Genomic DNA, 14109 nt, shown 5'->3' on the forward strand with positions numbered 1-14109 from the left:
ACGCAGATGCCGGACGCGCGACCGCCGATCAGCCGGCGGCGCGCATCGCTTCCTTCTCCTGACGAATCTCCTCGATCGAGCGTACCTCGCGGCGCGCCGCACCCTTCCAGTCGCGGGTTTTGACCGTCGCGCGGGCGAGCCGCTCCTTCGCCGCATCGATCGCGTGGGCGTATTGCGGCAGCCATTCGGCCTGGGCAACGACCATCTCGTCGACCATTTGCCACACCTCCTCTGGGGTGCAGATGGCGCCGACGAGCGGATCGTGCAGCACCGCGAGCTTCAAAAGGTCGATGTCGCCGGATATCGCCGCGTGGACCGACATGCGCTGGACGTTGATCGACGAGATGCATGTGGCGGCACAGGCTTCCGGCAGCGTGATGCCCGAGACCATGTTGATGCCGAAGCGATCGACGAAGCCGGGCGATTCGATGATCGCATCCGCCGGCAGGTTGGTGATGACACCGTTGTTCTTGACGTTGAAGTGACCGCGATAGACCCGGCCCGTCTCGCGCGCCTCGAGGATATGGCTCGCATGCTCGTTCGAGCGCTTCGCCGGATCGATCGGCTTGCCGGCGGAAGCCAAGAGCTGCGGATATTCCGTTTCGAACCAGTTGCGGGTCTCGGTCGAATAACGCAGATAACCGCCGGTTTCCCCATGGATCCAGTCCGACATGTCGATCCATTTGGTGATCTCTTCCGGACGCTTGCGGTACCAGGGCAGGTATTCGGAGAGATGGCCGTTGCTTTCCGTCGAATAGACACCGAAGCGCTTCAGCACGTCGATCCGGAGCTTTTCCTGCTTCGAGAAGACCGGATGGGCCTCGAAAGCGGCGACGAGCTCGTCCTTGCCGACCTTGCGGCCGTTGAGCCGCACGTCGATGAACCAGGTCTGATGGTTGATGCCGGAGCAGATGTAGTCGAGCTCGCCGTCCTTGGCGCCGAGGATCTCGGCGATCTGCTCGGCCCCGTGCTGGACACCGTGGCAGAGGCCGACGGTGTCGACCTTGCCGTATTCGATCGCGGCCCAGGTGTTCATCGCCATCGGGTTGGCGTAGTTCAGGAATTTCGCGCCCGGCTCGGCGACCTCGCGGATGTCCTTGCAGAAGTCGAGGATGACCGGAATATTGCGCTGGCCGTAGAGAATGCCGCCGGCGCAGATCGTATCGCCGACGCACTGGTCGACGCCGTATTTCAGGGGAATGCGAATGTCGTCGGCATAGGCGCCGAGCCCGCCCACGCGGACGCAGCTGATGATGTAACGCGCGCCTTCGAGCGCCTTGCGACGATCGGTGGTGGCGGTCACCCGCGTCGGCAGCCTGTTCGCCTCGACGATCCGGTCGAGGATCGTCTTGATCATGCCGAGGTTGTGTTCGCTCAGATCGGTCAGCGCGAATTCGACGTCCTGGAGCTCCGGCACGGAAAGAATGTCGGTAAAGAGCTTCTTGGTGAAACCGATGCTGCCGGCACCGATGATGGCGATCTTGAAGCGGCTCATGGTCGTCTTGTCCCTCCTCGTCCTGCAGAATTCGCGCTATAAGGGTAAAATCAATTCATCGAATTGACGCCGGTCGCAAAGCGCGACCCCTCCTCTCCCAGGCCCTTTCCCGCTGCGGAAAAGCGGCCGTCTTGCGCGATCTGTGGCCATTATGTGTATAATCGACCGCGCGACTAGAGAGGTATTGTGCTTTCATGGGTAATTCTGTGCTTCAAGATTTGATCGACCACGGCCCGGTCATGCGGACGGTTTCGCTGCCGCGGGGAAGACAGAGCCTGCACACGATGCCGACCAGCACGGGTTATGAGGTCAGGACTGACGCGACCTACAATTGGGACGGACGAAAGCGCGGCCAGACGCCGTTCACCGTGCTGCAGCACACGATCGGCGGCGCGGGCAACCTGCGCTACGAAAACCGCAGCTATCGTCTGCGCGAGGGCGAGACGTTGCTCCTGCTCGTGCCGCACAATCATCGCTACTGGCTGGAGGATGGCGGGCGTTGGGAATTCTTTTGGATATCGATGAACGGCGAAGAGGCGCTACGCATCCATCGCGCCATCCTGGCGGTAACGGGCCCGGTGTTGAAGCTGCAGCCCGAAACGATCGAGCATCTCGCCGATTGCAGCCTGCGGCTGATCACCGGCGGCGAGACGCCGGGTCGCGCATCGGCGATCGCCTACGAGGCGGCGATGGCGCTCTATGACGACGTCTTCGGCTCGCATCCGGTCTTCAGCCAGGAATACCGGACCATGCATCACGTCATCGATCACATCATGGCGAACCTCGAAAAGCCGCTGCCGGTCGAGGAACTGGCAAAGGTCTCGGGCCTGAGCCGCGCGCATTTCTCGCGCGTCTTCGCGGCGAGCGAGGGCATGCCGCCGGCCGAATTCGTTCTGCAGAAGCGGCTGCAGCGGGCGGTGAAACTCCTCACCAAGACCGCGGACCTGCCGGTCAAGGAAGTGGCAATCATGTCCGGCTTCGAAGACCCCAACTATTTTGCCAAGGTCTTCCGCCGCGTCTTCGGTGCGAGCCCGACCGAGTTCCGCACCACCGGCATGTATGCGAGCGTGCCCGCAAAAGCTCAGAAGGTAAGCGAGTCCGTGACCACGCTCGCTGCCGCTTGCGATTGAACGCGGCGCGTGCCGCTCGCAAGCAGGCAAGCGGGGTGGCTCTCTCGCCGCGAGAGGGCTGGGCGCCTGAGGAACAAAGCATGGTGTTCCCTGTTGGATGCGAAGGTCCGGCCCACGGTACGGACTGATTACACCCGCGAGGAACAAACATGCCCGACGCACCGGATTCAAGCAGCTACTGGAACGCGACCTGCGACGCTCCGGATTTTCCCCGTCTGGAGCAGGATACCACCACCGACGTCGTCATTGTCGGCGGCGGCATCGTCGGCTGCACGACGGCACGCCTCCTCAAGGACAAGGGCCTGCGCGTCGTCCTGCTGGAGGCTCGCAAAGCGGGCCGGCAGGTGACGGGCAAGTCAACCGCCAAGATGACCTCCCAGCACGGGCTCATCTATCAGACACTGGAGCAGAAGTTCGATGCGGACCACGCCCGCCTCTATGGCGAGGCGCAGCAGAGCGCCATCGAAAAGATCCGCAGTCTCGCCCGAGAGCATTCGATCGATTGCGACATCGAGGAGAAGTCGGCCTTCGTCTATACCCGCGAGGAAAAGTCGGTCGATCGTATAGAGACGGAAGCAGAAGTGGCGCGGCGCCTGGGCCTGCCGGCCGTCCTCACCCGCGACACAGGACTGCCATTCGAAGTATCGAGCGCGATACGCTTCGATGGCCAGGCGCAGTTCCACCCGACGAAATATGTAGCGGGCCTGGCGCAAACGATCCCCGGCGATGGCTGTCATGTCTTCGAAAACAGCCCGGTCACGGATTGGGAGCCGACGCGCGTGGTCACGCGAACGGGTAGCGTCGGCGCACGCCACGTCATCATGGCGACCCATCTCCCGCTCGGACAGATCGGAGGCTTCTACACCGCGGCTCATCCCTATGCCGAGCCCGTTGCCGCCGCGCGTATCCAGAGCCCGCCGCCGGGCATGTATATCAGTGTCGATCAGCCCGGCCACTCGATCCGCACCCACAGGCGGGAAAACGGAGAGGTTTACGCGATCGTCGCCGGCGAAAGCTTTAAACCGGGCCATACCGACGATGAGCGTCGATACATGGCGGATCTGCAGCGGTGGCTGCGTGAAAACTTCGATTCGGGACCCATCGAGTACCAATGGATCAACGAGGATTACTCGTCTGTCGACAAGCTGCCTTTCGTCGGCTGGTCAGCAACCAAAGATGGCTACCTTGTCGCAACCGGGTTCGCCGCCTGGGGGATTTCAAACGGAACCGCTGCCGCGATGATCCTGGCGGAACTTGCGGCAGGCAACCACCACCCCTGGCTATCGCTGTTCGATGCCAAACGTACGACAGTATTCGGCGGAGCCGCGCAGTATGTAAAGGAGAACGCGATCGTCGGCGCCCACCTGGTGGGCGGCTATCTGTCTCGCAAACTGCATTCCTTTGACGAGCTTCCGCCAGGGCAGGCCGCTATCATGCGGATCGACGGCAAACATGTTGCCGCCTACAGGGACGATGAGGGCCGCGTGCACAGCGTGTCGGCCGTATGCCCGCACATGGGCTGCATCGTAGGCTGGAACGAGACCGATCGCACCTGGGATTGTCCCTGCCACGGATCGCGTTTCGGTCTCGATGGAGAAGTCATGCACGGACCCGCCACCGCGCCCCTCGGCTCCGCCAGCACCGGATGAACGAGCCGTCCGGCAACCAAGCGCATCCGCATCGGATTTCAACAGTTTGAGCTTGTCTCGGGGGCAAGTTTCCAAAACTGCCGCTTGCAAATGGCGCAGCGTTAGTAAAAATTTACTTGTGCGCTCGCGCCAAGATCGTGTTCCCCACGTTTGCCGCGTGGCATCGACCGATGATCCCTGATAATCGTGGGCGGCTGAGACGAGGACAAGTGCAACATGGTTACGATAAAGGAAATCGCTTCGGCGGTCGGCGTATCATCGGCGACCGTTTCGCGGGTCTTGAACTACGATCCGACGCTGTCGATTTCCACCAGCAAGCGCCAGGCGATCATCGAGACCGCCGAGGCGCTCAATTATGCGACACCGCGCAACCGCATCCGCGCCGCGGCTCAGGGCGGCGGCGCCGGGCTGAAGATCGCGCTCGTCCATTTCCTCGATCCCGCCCAGGAACTTGCAGATCCCTATTATGTCGGCGTCAGGCTCGGCATCGAAAGCCGCTGCCAGGCGCTGAAAAGCGAGGTCGTAAAGGTCTTCCTGACCGGAAGCGCTCCCGAAGCGACGATGCTGGAGGGAGCCTCGGGCGTGGTGGCCGTGGGCCACTACTATGGCGACGAGCTCGAGTGGCTGCGCCGCCATAGCCGGCATCTGGTATTCGCCGATTATGCGCCTGCCGGAGACGTAGACGACGCCGTGCTGAGTGACGTTTCCCTCGCCATGAGCCGGCTGCTGACAGCCATCCACGGCATGGGCTATCGCCGCATCGGCTTCATCGGCTGGATCGACGCTTTCTACGGCCCCGACAACATCCATGCGGAACGTCGCTGCCGCACCTACATCGACTGGATGACCAAGGCCGGCCTCTATGATCCGGAATTGTGCATGGTCGAGCGAATGACACCGGACAGCGGCTATACGCTCGCCAAAGCGATGCTGACCAAGCCCAATCCGCCGACAGTCCTGATCACCTGCAATGACAACATGGCCCTCGGCGCCTACAGGGCGATCCACGAGATGGGCCTCCGGATCCCGCAGGACGTCGCCGTAGCGAGCTTCAACGACATTCCCGTCGCCCAGTTTCTGGGTCCCCCGCTGTCCACCGTGAAGATCCCGGCGGAATTGATCGGCGAGACGGCGGTCGACCTGCTCCTTGAGCGCCTTTCGGGGCGCGAGATCGCCAAAAAGGTCGTTCTCGGAACCGAGATCATCTGGCGTGGCAGCACGCCGGCACCGGCCGCCGCCGCGGCGGAGTGAAAAACCGAGGTAAAAATTTACTGAAAATATTGCGCCGTTCAGAATTTTAAGAAATACTCCGCGGCGAGACAGGGAGGACTGTCTCGGGGAACACAAAATTCCGGGAGGAAACAATGGACAATCTGGCGCGTGCCTATCTGCCACGCATCGCCGGTCTTGCACTGGCGAGCGTGAGCTTCCTGGCGGTGACCGCCGCGGAGGCGAAGGAAATCACCATCTGGTGCTGGGATCCGAACTTCAACGTCGCGATCATGAAGGAGGCCGGCGCCCGCTACACGAAGACCCATCCGGACGTCACCTTCAACGTCGTCGATTTCGCCAAGACCGACGTCGAGCAGAAGCTTCAGACGGGTCTTGCCTCCGGCACCGCCGATGCGCTGCCCGACATCGTTCTGATCGAGGACTACGGCGCGCAGAAATATCTGCAATCCTTCCCCGGCGCCTTCGCGGCCCTCTCCGGCACCGTCGATTACTCCGGCTTCGCTCCCTACAAGGTCGAGGTGATGACCGTTGACGGCCAGGTCTACGGCATGCCCTTCGATTCCGGCGTTACCGGGCTTTATTATCGCAAGGACTACATCGAGGCGGCCGGCTTCAAGCCGGAAGAGATGCAGAACCTCACCTGGGATCGCTTCATCGAGATCGGCCAGCAGGTCGAGGCCAAGACCGGCAAGAAGATGATGGGGCTCGACCCGAACGATGCCGGCCTCGTCCGCATCATCATGCAGTCGGCCGGGCAATGGTATTTCGACAAGGACGGCAAGACCAATATCACCGGCAACCCGGCGCTGAAGGCCGCACTCGAGACCGTCGGCAAGATCATGTCGGCGAACATCTACAAGCCGGCCGCCGGCTGGTCCGACTGGGTCGGAACCTTCACCTCCGGCGATGTAGCGGCGGTCGTCACCGGCGTCTGGATCACCGGCACCGTCAAGGCGCAGCCGGACCAGGCCGGCAAATGGGGCGTCGCGCCTATTCCGAAGCTTGCGATCGACGGCGCAACACACGCCTCCAACCTTGGCGGATCGAGCTGGTACGTGCTTGAAAGCTCGGCCGAGAAGGCGGAGGCGATCGACTTCCTCAACGAGATCTACGCCAAGGACGTCGATTTCTACCAGACGATCCTGCAGGATCGCGGCGCCGTAGGCTCACTCCTCGCCGCGCGCGGCGGCGCGGCCTACGAGGCGGCCGATCCCTTCTTCGGCGGCGAGAAGGTCTGGCAGAACTTCTCCGACTGGCTGGCAAAGGTGCCGTCGGTGAATTACGGCATCTTCACCAACGAGGCGGATACCGCCGTCACCGCACAGCTTCCGGCGCTGACACAGGGAACGCCCGTCGACGACGTTCTCAAGGCGATCGACGCCGAGGTCAGCGCGCAGATCCAGTGAGCGGATAGGCACGTGGGCGGGCGACCGCCCACGCTTCCGGCCGCGGCTGACACGCGGCTGACTGGTTTTCGTTCGCTACCCGTGAGGATGATGATGGTTCCCGCACGCCGCGGCGGCATCGGCCGCTACTACGACGTTAATGGCTGGCTCTTCGTCGCCCCGGTGCTCGGGCTGATCGGCCTTTTCATGATCTATCCGATCGTCTGGTCGCTCTGGATGTCCTTCCAGTCCGGCCGCGGCATGATGATGAAGTTCGTCGGCTTCGGGAACATCGTCCGTCTCTGGAACGACCCGGTGTTCATCAAGGCGCTCACCAACACGATGACCTATTTCGTCGTGCAGGTGCCGATCATGATCGTGCTGGCGCTCATCCTTGCATCGATCCTCAACAATCCGCGGCTCGTCGGACGCGGGCTGTTCCGCACGGCGATCTTCCTGCCCTGCGTCAGCTCGCTGGTCGCCTATTCGGTGCTGTTCAAGGGCATGTTCGCGACCGACGGCGTCGTGAATTCGACGCTTGCAGCGCTCGGCATCGTCTCCTCGCCGATCCCGTGGCTGACGCATCCCTTCTGGGCGAAGGTGCTCGTGATCATCGCCATTACCTGGCGCTGGACCGGCTACAACATGATCTTCTATCTCGCGGCGCTCCAGAACATCGACAAGTCGATCTACGAGGTGGCGCGCATCGACGGCGTCCCGGCCTGGGCCCGCTTCATCCACATCACCATCCCGCTCCTGAAACCGGTCATCCTCTTCACCACGGTGATCTCGACGATCGGCACACTGCAGCTCTTCGATGAGGTCTACAATCTCACCGAAGGCCGGGGCGGACCGTCCAATGCGACGCTGACGCTGTCGCTCTACATCTACAATCTCACCTTCCGCTTCATGCCGAATTTCGGCTACGCGGCGACGGTCTCCTACGTCATCGTCGTTCTCGTCGCGCTTCTCGCCTTCCTTCAGTTCTTTGCAGCCCGGGAGCGCGACAAATGACGAACGGCATCGGACGCGCGGCAGGCGCGCTTCTCACTTACGGCTTCCTGGGGTTGATGGCCTTTCTCTCCGTCTTTCCCTTCGTCTGGATGGTGCTCGGCGCCACCAATACGTCGATCGACATCATCAAGGGAAAGGTGCTGCCGGGCGCCGCGCTCGCAGCCAATATCAACACCTTCTTCACCCAGGTGAACGCACCGCTCGTGTTCTGGAATTCCGCCAAGATCGCAATCCTCGCAACCGTCCTGACGCTCGCCGTCTCGTCGCTCGCCGGCTACGGCTTCGAGATATTCCGCTCGCGCCACCGCGAACGCCTCTATCGCGCCATGCTCTTGACGCTGATGATCCCGTTTGCGGCACTGATGATCCCGCTCTTCATCATGATGGGCCAGATGGGTCTCATCAACACGCACATCGCTGTCGTGCTGCCCTCGATCGGCTCAGCCTTCATCGTCTTCTATTTCCGCCAGAGCACCAAGGCGTTTCCGTCGGAACTGCGCGACGCCGCGAAGGTCGACGGCCTCAAGGAATGGCAGATCTTTCTCTTTATCTACGTGCCGGTGATGCGCTCCACCTATGCGGCCGCCTTCATCATCGTCTTCATGACGGCCTGGAACAACTATCTCTGGCCGCTGATCGTGCTGCAGTCGAACGAGACGAAGACCATCACGCTGGTCATCTCTTCACTCGCCTCCGCCTATTACCCCGATTACGGCGTCGTCATGGTCGGAACCGTGCTGGCAACGCTTCCGACCCTTGCCGTCTTCTTCTTCATGCAACGTCAGTTCGTCCAGGGCATGCTGGGCTCAGTCAAATAGGAATGATGATGCGCTCTGTTACTTCGTTCAACGATTCATGGTTCTTTTCCGAGGGCTTTACCGCTGCCGAAGCCGGCACGCTCAAGGCCGGCCAGGCTGTCAGCCTGCCGCACAATGCCGTCGAGCTTCCGTTCAACTATTTCGACGAGACGTCCTATCAGCGCGCCTTCACCTATCAAAGGGTGCTGCCCTGGCGCGCCGAATTCGCAGACCGCGAAGTCTCTCTCGTCTTCGATGCCGCGATGGCGGATGCCGTCGTCTATCTGAACGGCGAGGAGATCGTCGCGCACAAGGACGGCTATACGCCGTTCGAGGCGCGGTTCACAGGCAAGCTTCGCGAAGGCGACAACCTGATCACTGTCAAGATCGACGGCAGCGAGAATCCGGAGATCCCGCCCTTCGGCGGCCGGATCGACTATCTCACCTATGCCGGCATCTATCGCGACGTCTGGCTGAAGATCGCTGACGCGGTCGCCATCGCCAATATCAAGATCGAACCGCGCGACGTGCACGCAGAGGCGAAGTCCGTCGCCGTTCGCTGCGATCTTTCCAATCCGCAAGGGCTTACCTTCTCCGGCACGGTGACGGCGCTCCTGAGAGACGCGGAAGGCGAACTCCTGGCCGAGGCGGTCGGCGAAACCCGCGGCGAAAGCGTCACGCTCGAAATGAGCGGCCTCACGGGGCTCTCGCTCTGGGATATCGACGATCCGGTGCTTTACCAGATCGAGGTGCAGCTCAGGACCGATCACGGCCGCGACCTGCTTTCCTCGCATTTCGGCTTTCGCACGGCGGAGTTCACGACGGAAGGCTTCCGGCTGAACGGCCGGCCGCTGAAGATCCGCGGCCTCAACCGCCACCAATCCTTCCCCTATGTCGGCTACGCCATGGGACGCAGCGCCCAGGAGCGCGACGCGGAAATCCTGAAGAATACGCTTCACTGCAACCTCGTTCGCACCTCGCATTATCCGCAATCAAAATGGTTCCTCGATCATTGCGACCGGATCGGCCTGCTCGTCTTCGAGGAGATTCCGGGCTGGCAGCATATCGGCGGCAAGGTGTGGAAAGAGGAGGCGATCCAGAACGTCCGCCGGATGATCGAGCGCGACTGGAACCATCCCTCGATCGTCATCTGGGGCGTACGCATCAACGAGTCCCAGGATTCGCACGACTTCTACGTCGAGACCAACCGGCTGGCGCGCGAGCTCGACCCAACGCGGCAGACCGGCGGCGTGCGTTACATCACCGACAGCGAGTTCCTCGAAGACGTCTATACGATGAACGACTTCATCCTCGGCAACGAGGAACTGCCGGGCGCGAACCGGCCGCGCACGGCCCTTCGCCCGCAGCAGGAGTGCACCGGCCTCGACCGCAAGGTGCCCTACCTCATCACCGAGTTCGGCGGCCACATGTTCCCGACGAAGATCTACGATCAGGAGCAGCGTCAGGCCGAACATGTGCGCCGGCACCTCGAAGTGCTGAACGCCGCCCATGGCGATCCCGGCATTTCCGGCGCGATCGGCTGGTGCATGTTCGACTACAACACCCACAAGGATTTCGGCTCCGGCGACCGGATCTGCTATCACGGCGTCATGGACATGTTCCGCGAGCCGAAGTTCGCGGCTTACGTCTATGCAAGCCAATGCGATCCTTCGGAAGAAGTCGTGATGAAGCCGGTCACCTTCTGGGCGCGTGGCGAGCGGAATATCGGCGGTGTGCTGCCGCTGATCGTGCTCACCAATTGCGACGAGGTCGAGCTGAAATACGGCTCGCTCACAAAACGCGTCGGACCCGATCGCCAGAATTTCCCGCATCTGCCGCATCCGCCGGTCGTCATCGACCATCGCCACTTCACCAAGGACGAGCTCGGCGTCTGGGGCATGAAATGGGAGGACGCAGAATTCACCGGCTTCATCGCCGGCAAGCCCGTGGCCAGTCTGCGCATGGTCGCCGATCCCGTTCCGACCACCCTGCAGGTCGAGGCCGACAGCAGGACGCTTCGTGCCGAAGGCCGCGACAGCGTGCGCGTCATCGTCCGCGCGCTGGATCAGGCCGGCAACATCCTTCCCTTCCTGAACGATGCCGTCGACATCACGGTTGAAGGCCCGGCGCGGCTTATCGGGCCGGGCAGGATCGTCTTGCAGGGAGGCTCTACCGGCCTCTGGCTGGAGTCGACAGGGAAAGCTGGCGCCATTGACGTCACCGTCGCTTCGTCACGTCTCGGCTCGGCAAAGCTGGCGCTCTCCGCCGAAGGAGCAGCGAGCGCATGAGTGACCTGCAACTCAGCGGCATCCGCAAATCCTATGGCAGTCTGGACGTCATCAAGGGCGTCGATCTCGACATCAAGTCGGGCGAGTTCGTCGTGTTCGTCGGCCCGTCTGGCTGCGGCAAGTCGACCCTCTTGCGCATGATTGCCGGCCTCGAGGAGATCACCTCCGGCGACCTCGCGATCGACGGCGAGCGGATGAACGATGTCGATCCGTCGAAGCGCGGCATCGCTATGGTTTTCCAGTCCTATGCGCTCTATCCGCATATGACCGTGCGCGAAAACATGGGATTTGCATTGCGCTTCGCCGGCGTCGCCAAGGCGGAGATCGAACGCCGCGTCGGCGAGGCAGCGAAAATCCTCGAACTCGATCCATTGCTCGACCGGAAGCCGAAGCAGCTTTCCGGCGGACAGCGCCAGCGCGTGGCGATCGGCCGCGCGATCGTCAGGCACCCGAAGATCTTCCTCTTCGACGAACCGCTTTCCAATCTCGACGCCGAGTTGCGCGTGCACATGCGCATCGAGATCGCGCGGCTCCACAAGACGCTCGCGACCACGATCGTCTACGTCACCCATGACCAGGTCGAGGCGATGACGCTTGCCGACAAGATCGTGGTGATGCGCGGCGGCGTGGTCGAGCAGGTCGGCTCGCCGCTGGACCTTTATGACGATCCCGCCAATCTCTTCGTCGCCGGCTTCATCGGGTCGCCGAAGATGAACTTCCTCAGGGGGGTGTTGGAAGCTGACGGCAGCGGCCGGACAATTGCCCGGCTACCGGATTTTGCTGACGTCACGATACCGGTCGCGGTCGAAGTGGGTGCAGCGGGCGCACCCGTAACCATCGGCATCCGCCCGGAGCATTTCAACGAGACCGGGCCAGCTGCCCTCGATCTCACGATCGACATGCTCGAACATCTCGGCGGCGAGACCTTTGCCTATGCCCGCCAGGGCCAAGGCGATCTCGTCGTGATCGAAACGAAGAACGGCCGCGGCCTCAAATCCGGCGAGCGCATCGCCGCCCGCTTCGATCCGGCCTGCGCTCTGGTGTTCGACGCGAACGGCCAGCGCCTGCGGTAGCGACTCGAAAGCTAGTCCGGACTCCAATCGCCGAAGGGACGTCGGCGCAGGAGGACACGCCCCCGTCTGAGCACCTTGCGTGCGTGTGCCGCTTTGGACAGAGTTGGGCCAGGGCCCATAGCTGCGCTCGGCGATAGCGGCGACCATGGCGGTATCGTAAATCGCCCCGTTCGTGATTTCAGTATAATGTAGATACATTGTAATTCTAAGTTTGAACTAAAATAACATATATTTACATCATTAAGTATTGTTTTCATAAATTTATATTCTCGATTCAAAAGTGCATTAATACACGCTATGAATCCTATTCATTATTTAGGGAGAATGGGGCATGGCCACGATCGTCGGCACAACTGAAGATAATACGATACTTGGAACGGACGAGAAGGATCGCATTTGGGGGCTGACCGGCGCCGACACGATCGATGCGGGCAATGGTGATGATCTGGTCGACGGCGGCGCGGGAGACGATCTCCTGACGAGCACGAGCGGCTACGACCGGCTCGATGGCGGCGACGGCGACGATGAGATCACCCTGATCGGCACAGGGGGTGCAATCACAGGCGGAGCAGGCTTCGACAGTCTGGTGATCGACCTCTCCAGCGTCAGCACCACCGTCCGGTTCAGCGGCGAGCACGGCCACGGTATCATCGGCTACAGTACATCGAACTGGGAACATATCTTCTTCAACCGGATCGAGAGACTGGTGCTGACCACCGGGAGCGGCAACGACCGGATCTTCGGCGCGGCCACCGACGACATCATCTCGACGGGCGCCGGAGACGACATCGTAGGCCCTTACGGCACCGACGGAGACGACGGCACCAGCATGTTGGGCGACGACACGATCGCCACTGGCGACGGCGGCGACATCATCGTCGACAGGAGCGGCGCGAACCGTATCTTTGCCGGCAATCACAGCGACAAGATCACGACCACGCTCGCTTCCGCGGTGATCGATGGCGGGGAAGGCTCAGATACGCTCTCGCTGTTCGATGAAGCGAGGAGCGAGGACCTGATCGTCGACTTCGCGCGGGGATTTGCCTCGACCGGCACGCTGATCAGCGGCATAGAGGTCGCCAGCATACATCTCGGCAGTGGCAACGATACCGTGATCGGCGGAGATCTCGCCTCCCTCTATGCCCATCTCGGCGAGGGCGACAACTACGTTGAAGGCAGCAGCGGCAGGGATCACCTCGAGTCCGGAAGCGGCGACGACGCCCTTTATGGCGGCGCGGGCGACGACATCGTGATCAGCGTCGGTGGCAACGATGTGATGGTGGGCGGCGACGGCAACGATGAGATTCACGACTCGGGAACGAGCATCGACGACGGCGACACGGTGATCAACGGCGGCGACGGCGACGATCTGATCCTTGTTCGTGCTCCCGCTGGCATCATCAACGGCGGGGAGGGTCAGGATACGCTTCACGTCACCTGGTCACTTTCAGAAGCGGTCAACTTCGACGCGGCGGCAGGCATGCTCGGTTCGAGGCTGATCTTCGCCAATATAGAGACGTTTCAGGTGGAGGGCGGCTCCGGCGCCGACACGATCCGCACCCTTGCCGGCAACGACCAGCTTGCCGGCCTCGGTGGCAACGACCGCCTCGACGGCGGGGCGGGCAGCGACCTGCTCTGGGGCGGGGCGGGCGACGACGTGATGACAGGCGGCGCCGGCGCCGATACGTTCCTGTGGACGTCTGATACATCTCCCCGCACGGGCGTCGACCGCATCACCGACTTCGACACCGAAAGCGGCGACATACTGCGCTTCGGCGGCTACGCGCCTTCCGTCACGCGCATCGACAGCTTCGCAGACCTCATCGCCGCAGCAACCGAAACGGAGGACGGGCTTTACATCGCCTTCAACGAGTCCCAGACGTTTGGCCTCCTCCTGGACAACCTTTCGCTCTCCGATCTCTCGGCAAACGACGTCATCTTCGCCTAGCGTCATCGTGCAGTCCACGATCGGCGGCCGGTCGTGACATGAGATGGCGACTTGTCCTCGCGTATGCCGGGGCAAAACCTGAAAATGGATAGGAGGC

At 62.0% G+C, this 14109-nt stretch carries 10 protein-coding genes; 9 read left to right on the forward strand and 1 reads right to left on the reverse strand.

Going from position 1 to position 14109, the window contains the following annotated elements; translation table 11 throughout:
* Positions 1-28: 28 nt before the first annotated feature.
* On the reverse strand, positions 29-1495 hold the full coding sequence (locus QN219_RS29915; protein ID WP_284004039.1) for an alpha-glucosidase/alpha-galactosidase: 1467 nt from the start codon (positions 1493-1495) through the stop codon (positions 29-31).
* A gap of 194 nt (positions 1496-1689) precedes the next feature.
* Here QN219_RS29915 and QN219_RS29920 point away from each other — a divergent pair, with 194 nt between their 5' ends.
* From QN219_RS29920 to QN219_RS29960, 9 genes are all read left to right on the forward strand, one after another.
* Positions 1690-2625, forward strand: coding sequence for an AraC family transcriptional regulator (locus QN219_RS29920; RefSeq protein WP_284004041.1), 936 nt, complete (start codon positions 1690-1692; stop codon positions 2623-2625).
* A 149-nt stretch (positions 2626-2774) separates the two neighbouring features.
* Positions 2775-4274: an FAD-dependent oxidoreductase gene (locus QN219_RS29925; RefSeq protein ID WP_284004043.1), complete on the forward strand. Its 1500-nt coding sequence runs from the start codon at positions 2775-2777 to the stop codon at positions 4272-4274.
* Positions 4275-4490: 216 nt separating this feature from the next.
* Complete coding sequence (locus QN219_RS29930) at positions 4491-5525, forward strand: LacI family DNA-binding transcriptional regulator (RefSeq protein WP_284004044.1); 1035 nt, start codon at positions 4491-4493, stop codon at positions 5523-5525.
* A gap of 113 nt (positions 5526-5638) precedes the next feature.
* Complete coding sequence (locus QN219_RS29935; RefSeq protein WP_284004045.1) at positions 5639-6913, forward strand: extracellular solute-binding protein; 1275 nt, start codon at positions 5639-5641, stop codon at positions 6911-6913.
* Positions 6914-7006: 93 nt separating this feature from the next.
* Entirely contained in the window at positions 7007-7906 is a 900-nt protein-coding gene (locus QN219_RS29940) for a sugar ABC transporter permease (RefSeq protein ID WP_284004046.1), read from the forward strand.
* A complete protein-coding gene (locus tag QN219_RS29945) occupies positions 7903-8724 on the forward strand; it encodes a carbohydrate ABC transporter permease (protein WP_284004047.1) in 822 nt (273 codons plus the stop codon). Before QN219_RS29940 ends, QN219_RS29945 begins: the two co-directional genes overlap by 4 nt.
* 8 nt (positions 8725-8732) lie before the next feature.
* The gene (locus QN219_RS29950) at positions 8733-10991 is read left to right on the forward strand and encodes a glycoside hydrolase family 2 protein (protein WP_284004048.1); all 2259 of its coding nucleotides are present in this window, start codon (positions 8733-8735) and stop codon (positions 10989-10991) included.
* The gene (locus tag QN219_RS29955) at positions 10988-12064 is read left to right on the forward strand and encodes a sn-glycerol-3-phosphate ABC transporter ATP-binding protein UgpC (protein ID WP_284004050.1); all 1077 of its coding nucleotides are present in this window, start codon (positions 10988-10990) and stop codon (positions 12062-12064) included. The genes QN219_RS29950 and QN219_RS29955 overlap by 4 nt, the downstream gene beginning before the upstream one ends.
* Positions 12065-12395: 331 nt before the next feature.
* Positions 12396-14012, forward strand: coding sequence for an SMc04171 family calcium-binding repeat protein (locus tag QN219_RS29960; protein WP_284004051.1), 1617 nt, complete (start codon positions 12396-12398; stop codon positions 14010-14012).
* The last annotated feature ends 97 nt before the right edge of the window (positions 14013-14109 follow it).

The sequence above is a fragment of the Sinorhizobium sp. 8-89 genome (assembly GCF_030124325.1).
Classification (GTDB): Bacteria; Pseudomonadota; Alphaproteobacteria; order Rhizobiales; family Rhizobiaceae; genus Sinorhizobium.

Bases quoted from the DNA above. Each gene is read 5' to 3' on its own strand.
- QN219_RS29915 (WP_284004039.1), bottom strand. From the start codon at position 1,495: ATGAGCCGCTTCAAGATCGCCATCATCGGTGCCGGCAGCATCGGTTTC.
- QN219_RS29935 (WP_284004045.1), top strand. From the start codon at position 5,639: ATGGACAATCTGGCGCGTGCCTATCTGCCACGCATCGCCGGTCTTGCA.
- QN219_RS29950 (WP_284004048.1), top strand. From the start codon at position 8,733: ATGCGCTCTGTTACTTCGTTCAACGATTCATGGTTCTTTTCCGAGGGC.
- QN219_RS29945 (WP_284004047.1), top strand. From the start codon at position 7,903: ATGACGAACGGCATCGGACGCGCGGCAGGCGCGCTTCTCACTTACGGC.
- QN219_RS29960 (WP_284004051.1), top strand. From the start codon at position 12,396: ATGGCCACGATCGTCGGCACAACTGAAGATAATACGATACTTGGAACG.
- QN219_RS29925 (WP_284004043.1), top strand. From the start codon at position 2,775: ATGCCCGACGCACCGGATTCAAGCAGCTACTGGAACGCGACCTGCGAC.
- QN219_RS29940 (WP_284004046.1), top strand. From the start codon at position 7,007: ATGGTTCCCGCACGCCGCGGCGGCATCGGCCGCTACTACGACGTTAAT.
- QN219_RS29920 (WP_284004041.1), top strand. From the start codon at position 1,690: ATGGGTAATTCTGTGCTTCAAGATTTGATCGACCACGGCCCGGTCATG.
- QN219_RS29955 (WP_284004050.1), top strand. From the start codon at position 10,988: ATGAGTGACCTGCAACTCAGCGGCATCCGCAAATCCTATGGCAGTCTG.
- QN219_RS29930 (WP_284004044.1), top strand. From the start codon at position 4,491: ATGGTTACGATAAAGGAAATCGCTTCGGCGGTCGGCGTATCATCGGCG.